At 59.8% G+C, this 336-nt stretch carries 1 pseudogene; it reads right to left on the reverse strand.

Annotated elements, in window-relative coordinates:
• Positions 1-336 (reverse strand): annotated as a pseudogene (locus FDX03_RS04945) (acetyl-CoA C-acetyltransferase); the annotation flags it as partial.

The raw sequence follows: 336 nt of genomic DNA on the forward strand, positions 1-336 counted from the left end.
TGCGCTCCACGATCATCGCAATACCCTGGCCGCCGCCGATACACAGCGTTGCCAGACCGAGCGTTTTATCCCGTGCCTGTAACGCGTGCAGCAATGTGACCAGAATACGCGCGCCGCTGGCGCCGATAGGGTGACCCAGCGCAATCGCACCACCGTTAACGTTGACCTTTTGTGCATCAAACCCCAGTGTTTTACCCACCGCAAGAAACTGCGCGGCAAAGGCTTCGTTAGCTTCGATAAGATCGATATCCGACAGTTGCAGCCCGCTCCGTTGTAGCGCTTTTTGCGTGGCAGGAACGGGTCCCATGCCCATCATCGCCGGGGCGACGCCGCCGC

The organism is Citrobacter sp. wls827 (genome assembly GCF_005280875.1).
In the GTDB taxonomy this organism is placed as follows: Bacteria; Pseudomonadota; Gammaproteobacteria; order Enterobacterales; family Enterobacteriaceae; genus Citrobacter; species Citrobacter youngae.